This is a genomic window from Caballeronia terrestris (genome assembly GCF_001544515.1).
GTDB classification, from domain to species: Bacteria; Pseudomonadota; Gammaproteobacteria; order Burkholderiales; family Burkholderiaceae; genus Caballeronia; species Caballeronia terrestris.
Genome location: NZ_FCOL02000166.1, coordinates 1 through 4,814, shown reverse-complemented (window position 1 = coordinate 4,814; position 4,814 = coordinate 1). Strand labels below are relative to the sequence as shown.

The window sequence follows — 4,814 nt, the reverse complement described above, 5'->3', positions numbered from 1 at the left end:
TAAGCAACATTCTCCTTCAATCGCCACCGCCTTCTCCTGCTTCCCTACGCCGCATACACCAGATTCAACGATAGCTCCCTGCCGGGCGCGCTATTGCGTAACCGCCGAGAGCGGCGTACTGTGCTATAGAACTATATAGCTCTATGTTTCTAGCCCAACTATATGTCCACAGTTGCAAACACCACCGATGTCTTCGCGGCCCTTGCGCGGCCGGACCGGAGCGGGGCGCCGAAGTACATGCGCCTGTGCTCGGTATTGCTTCAGGCGATTACCGCGGGGCACTGGAAGGCGGGCGACAGGCTCCCGACGGAGGAAGAGCTTGCGGAAATGACTCCGTTCAGCCTCGGGACCGTGCAGCGGGCGCTGCGCATGTTGGTCGATCAGGGCGTGGTGGTGCGGCTGCACGGGCTCGGCAGCTTCGTGGCGAAAAACGATCTGCGCATGGAGGACCCGTGGCACTGCCGTTTCTTCGCAGACGACGGCGAGAGCTTCCTCCCTGTCTACTCGAAGGTGGTGAGCCGGGAGCGAGTGAGCGGCAAGGGCGCGTGGACGCGCTATTTTCCCAATGTCAACGAGCATCTCATGCTGATCACACGAACGATCAATGTGAACGGCGAGTTCGATGTGCTCGTTCGGTTCTATATGGATAGTCGAATCCTGCCGCGCCTCTCGAAGGCGTCGTTGCGCTCCCTGGACGGCCTGAACTTCAAGACGCTCATCGCCAACGAGCTGAGCGTGCCAATCACTCGCATCACGCACGATATCAACGTGATCAAGTTCGATGCCGTCACGGCACAAGCCACCGCTACGAAGGCCGGCGAGGCGGGTCTGTTTATGCGCGCAGCGGCCATGATGGGCGCGACCGCATGCGTGTACTACCAGGAATTCTCCATTCCGGCGACGAACCGGGTGCTCAGCGTGCCCGACCAGTTACCGAGAATGGGTCACACTTCGCGCTGAACTTTTTGGGGGCAGAGCATCGCCCCAAAAAAATTTGCGACGCGAAAACTATAGTCCTACATAGTTGGAGGAATTATGAAAGATTCGCAAAACCTGCTCATCATCATGTCCGACGAGCACAATCCGAAAATGCTTGGCTGCGCGGGAAACAAGATTGTCGAGACCTCGAATCTTGATGCGCTCGCCGCGCGCGGCACGCGTTTCAGTTCAGCGTATTGCACGAGCCCGGTCTGCATTCCGTCGCGCGCGTCGTTCGCGGTTGGCAAGTACATTCACCAGATCGGCTACGCCGACAACGCCGACGCCTACGACGGCGAAGTGCCGAGTTGGCATCACAAGCTGCGCGAGCGCGGCCACAACGTCACATCGATCGGCAAACTGCACTTCAAGCTGACAGGCGAAGACCATGGTTTCACGGAAGAAGTCATTCCCATGCACATCATCGAGGGCAAAGGCGATCTGATGGGCCTGGTCCGCAGCGACTTGCCGGTCCGCAAGGGCGCCTACAAGATGGCCAATATGGCCGGCCCCGGCGAGAGCCAGTACACGTTCTACGACCGCGACATCGCGGCGCGCGCACAAACTTGGCTGCATGAAATGGCGAAAAAGCAGCCGGACAAGCCGTGGGTCCTGTTCGTTTCTTTTGTCGCGCCGCATTTCCCGCTGACGGCGCCGCCCCAGCACTTTTACAAGTACTACAATCAGGACCTGCCGCTTCCGAAGCTGTATCGGAAGGAGGAGCGGCCCACGCATCCCTATCAGATCGACTACCGCAGCAGCTTCAACTATGACGATCATTTCGACGACGAGAAGCTCAAAAGAGCGCTTGCCGGCTACTACGGCCTGTGTTCCTTCCTTGATGAAAACATCGGTCACGTGCTCAACGCGCTGCAGGGCGCAGGCCTTGCCGACAGCACGCGGGTGATGTACACGAGCGACCATGGCGACAATCTCGGCTCGCGCGGCATGTGGGGCAAGTCGACCTTGTTCGAAGAGGCATCGGGCGTGCCTTTGATCGTCGCGGGCCCCGGCATCGAGCCGGGCAAGGTCGTGGATACCCCGGTGAGCCATGTCGATACGTATCCGTTCATTCTGCGCTCGGTCGGTGAGACGGATCCCGCGCTCACGGAAGGCTTCCCCGGCGTTTCGCTTGACGACATCGCCGACGGCGCCAAACCCGACCGCAACGTGTTGACCGAATACCACGGCATGGGGTCAGCAACGGGCGCATTCATGATCCGTCACAACCAGTACAAATACATCTACTACGTCGACTATCCCGCGCAACTGTTCGACCTCAAAGCGGACCCGGAAGAACTCCACGACCTCGGGACGGACCCGGACTACGCGAGCGTCCTAAGCGACTGTCATGAGCGGCTGCTCAAGATCTGCGACCCGGAGGACGTCGATCGCATGGTGCGCGAGCGCCAGTCCGAGTTGCTTTCGCTGAACGGGGGTCGCGAAGCGGTGATCGCACGAGGCGATCTAGGCTTCAGCCCCCCGCCGGGCGCGCCTGTCGTGTTCGACTAACGCGGATCTGGAGCGAGAAAGCCACCGCGCGCGCGGGCGTCGCAGGAAAAAAGCATAGACAACCGGTCCAAAAGGGCACGCGCGGTGCACTACCCATATCGGGGAGACATGAGCTCGCGACAGGCACTCTTTCGGCTGCAAGAAGCTCGCAGCCTGCCTCCGAGCCAGAGAAATGAGGAACGTATGAACGTTTCGAATCAGAAATTCCAGTTCGCGTCGGTTCTGTTCGCGTGCTGGTTCGCAAGTTATCTTGAGCGATTCCTGATCAACCTGGCGCTTCCCTATATCGGCGCCGAATTCAAGATTGACGAGTCGGGGCTGGGCCTGCTTCTCAGCGTTTTCTTCGTTGGCTACGCCGTCATCCAAATTCCGGGCGGGTGGGTTGCCGACAAGATTGGAACCCGCAAGACCATTCTCTTCGCCGTGTTCATGTTTGCAATCTTCACTGCAGCAAGCGGACTGGCGTGGTCGCTGGTCGCACTGTTCGTGATTCGATTCCTCTTCGGTATCTTTGAAGGAAGCTTCCCATCTGCCGCATACAAGGCGGTGGCCGAAGGCTATGCGAAGCATGAGCGGGCGCGGGTACAGTCGTTCATGCTCGCAACGAACCCGCTCAGCCTCGTGGTCGCGCCGCTCATCGCTGTTCCGCTGATTGCACATACGGGCTGGCGCGGAATGTTTATCTGTTCGTCGGTCTTCGGCGTGCTCGCATTTCTTTTGTACTTCTTCGGAACGCGCCAGTCCCATCCCGCACCCAGTAACGTCTCGACGGCCAGCGGTCATCACGAGCCGCCGCTTCCCTTCAGGGAACTCATCAAGGACAGCAATATCTGGAAGATTTCAGTCATCAACTTCGGCGTCAACATTCTCATCTGGGGCTTCCTGTCCTGGCTGCCCTCCTACATGCTGAAGGTTCAGAAGCTCGACTTGGCCCATGTGGGCATCGTTTCCGCGTTGCCAGGCGTCGCAGGTGTGGTGGGCATGCTTTCAGGCGGCTGGCTGGCCGACAAGCTGTTCGCTGGACGCGAAAAGTACCTGTTGTTCCTGAGCGTTACGCTTGCGGGCTTGAGTTTATTTGTGATGCTGAGCGCGCCGACCCTGCCGGTGGTGGTTGCCTGCCAGCTCATTCTCTCCTTCAGCATGAAGATATCCTTCATTGCGCTCTGGGCTTTTCCGTTGAAACTGATCGAGGCGAAAGACATGGGCATGGCATCGGGCATAGTCAATCTGGGAAGTCAGCTTGCGGGCGTCGCATCACCGGCTGTGATGGGGTTCCTAATCGTGGCACGTCATGGCTCCTACGATGGCGCGTTCGCTTTTCTCGCCGCCTGCACGGTCATCTGCGCTGTTGTCACGCTTACTTTGCCGGGAAAGCGGGTGACGTCCGCGCATAACACCGGCAAGGCAGAACTCGCGACGGAGAAGCAATAATCCGTTCGCTCGAATGAGTCTGAAACACGTGCGCGCCGAGGTCACGCGGCGCTAGTAGTCTTCCTGGTCCACCGTGGAAATGGCAAACCAGAAGAACCAACGGCGCTCGCGGCCGTCCTGCGGGCGGGGTCAAGACACGTCGACGGCGTCCTGAATCCCGCGCCGGTTCACAGGTTTGCTTAATGTAGTAGCGGCTCTTTCGACCGTTGACCTTAACTTGTTAGATTCCTCGACATTGGCGCAAGTAGAAGTCTGAAACGCGCCATTACGTCGCACGGACGACGTTACCATCCGTAAGACCCGCTCGCCTTAACAAAAACAATAGTGCTCATTTTCTGGCTTAAACTTCGCGGTCACGCTCAGCAGCTTTTCCGCTTTTCTGACTCTCACATGATGCTCGTCTGGGCGGTCGCGGTCGGCGTCGCGGGCGCGTGCGCGACAGCATTGTTTCGGGAAGGTATCCGGTTGACGCAGGCGCTGCTCGGCGACCATACGGAAGGCCTGGTCGCGCTCGCCGAAAGCCTGCCGTGGTACATACGCATCCTCTTGCCAGCGGCAGGAGGGCTGGTCGCGGGCGGTTGTCTGATCATCGCCAACCGGCGCAAGACGAGGCAGTCGAGCACCGACTACATGGAAGCGGTCACCATCGGCGATGGCGTCGTGCCGGTCTGGCAAAGCGCGTGGCGCGGCGCGTCGTCGCTGCTCACGATCACCAGCGGCGGTTCCATCGGCCGTGAAGGGTCGATGGTTCAACTCGCCGCGCTCGTCTCCTCGCTCATCGGCCGATGGATTCACTTCGATCCGCCGCGCCTGCGTCTGCTCGTCGCGTGCGGCGCGGCGGCGGGGATCACGTCGGCGTACAACGCGCCGATCGCGGGCGCGTTCTTCGTGAC

General features: G+C 59.7%; 4 protein-coding genes. All 4 read left to right on the top strand.

Going from position 1 to position 4,814, the window contains the following annotated elements; all coding sequences use genetic code 11:
- Window positions 1-162 precede the first annotated feature (162 nt).
- Window positions 163-960 (top strand): GntR family transcriptional regulator, encoded by a 798-nt coding sequence (locus AWB67_RS34470; RefSeq protein WP_087660429.1) that lies wholly within the window; start codon window positions 163-165, stop codon window positions 958-960.
- A gap of 75 nt (window positions 961-1,035) precedes the next feature.
- Complete coding sequence (locus AWB67_RS34465) at window positions 1,036-2,490, top strand: sulfatase family protein (protein ID WP_087660428.1); 1,455 nt, start codon at window positions 1,036-1,038, stop codon at window positions 2,488-2,490.
- 183 nt (window positions 2,491-2,673) lie between these two features.
- On the top strand, window positions 2,674-3,921 hold the full coding sequence (locus AWB67_RS34460) for an MFS transporter (RefSeq protein ID WP_159965086.1): 1,248 nt from the start codon (window positions 2,674-2,676) through the stop codon (window positions 3,919-3,921).
- Window positions 3,922-4,245: 324 nt separating this feature from the next.
- Window positions 4,246-4,814: chloride channel protein (locus AWB67_RS34455; protein ID WP_200822391.1), on the top strand; the 569-nt coding region annotated here is incomplete at its 3' end.

Coding starts and splice junctions, on each gene's coding strand:
- AWB67_RS34470 (WP_087660429.1), top strand. CDS start 163: ATGTCCACAGTTGCAAACACCACCGATGTCTTCGCGGCCCTTGCGCGG.
- AWB67_RS34465 (WP_087660428.1), top strand. CDS start 1,036: ATGAAAGATTCGCAAAACCTGCTCATCATCATGTCCGACGAGCACAAT.
- AWB67_RS34460 (WP_159965086.1), top strand. CDS start 2,674: ATGAACGTTTCGAATCAGAAATTCCAGTTCGCGTCGGTTCTGTTCGCG.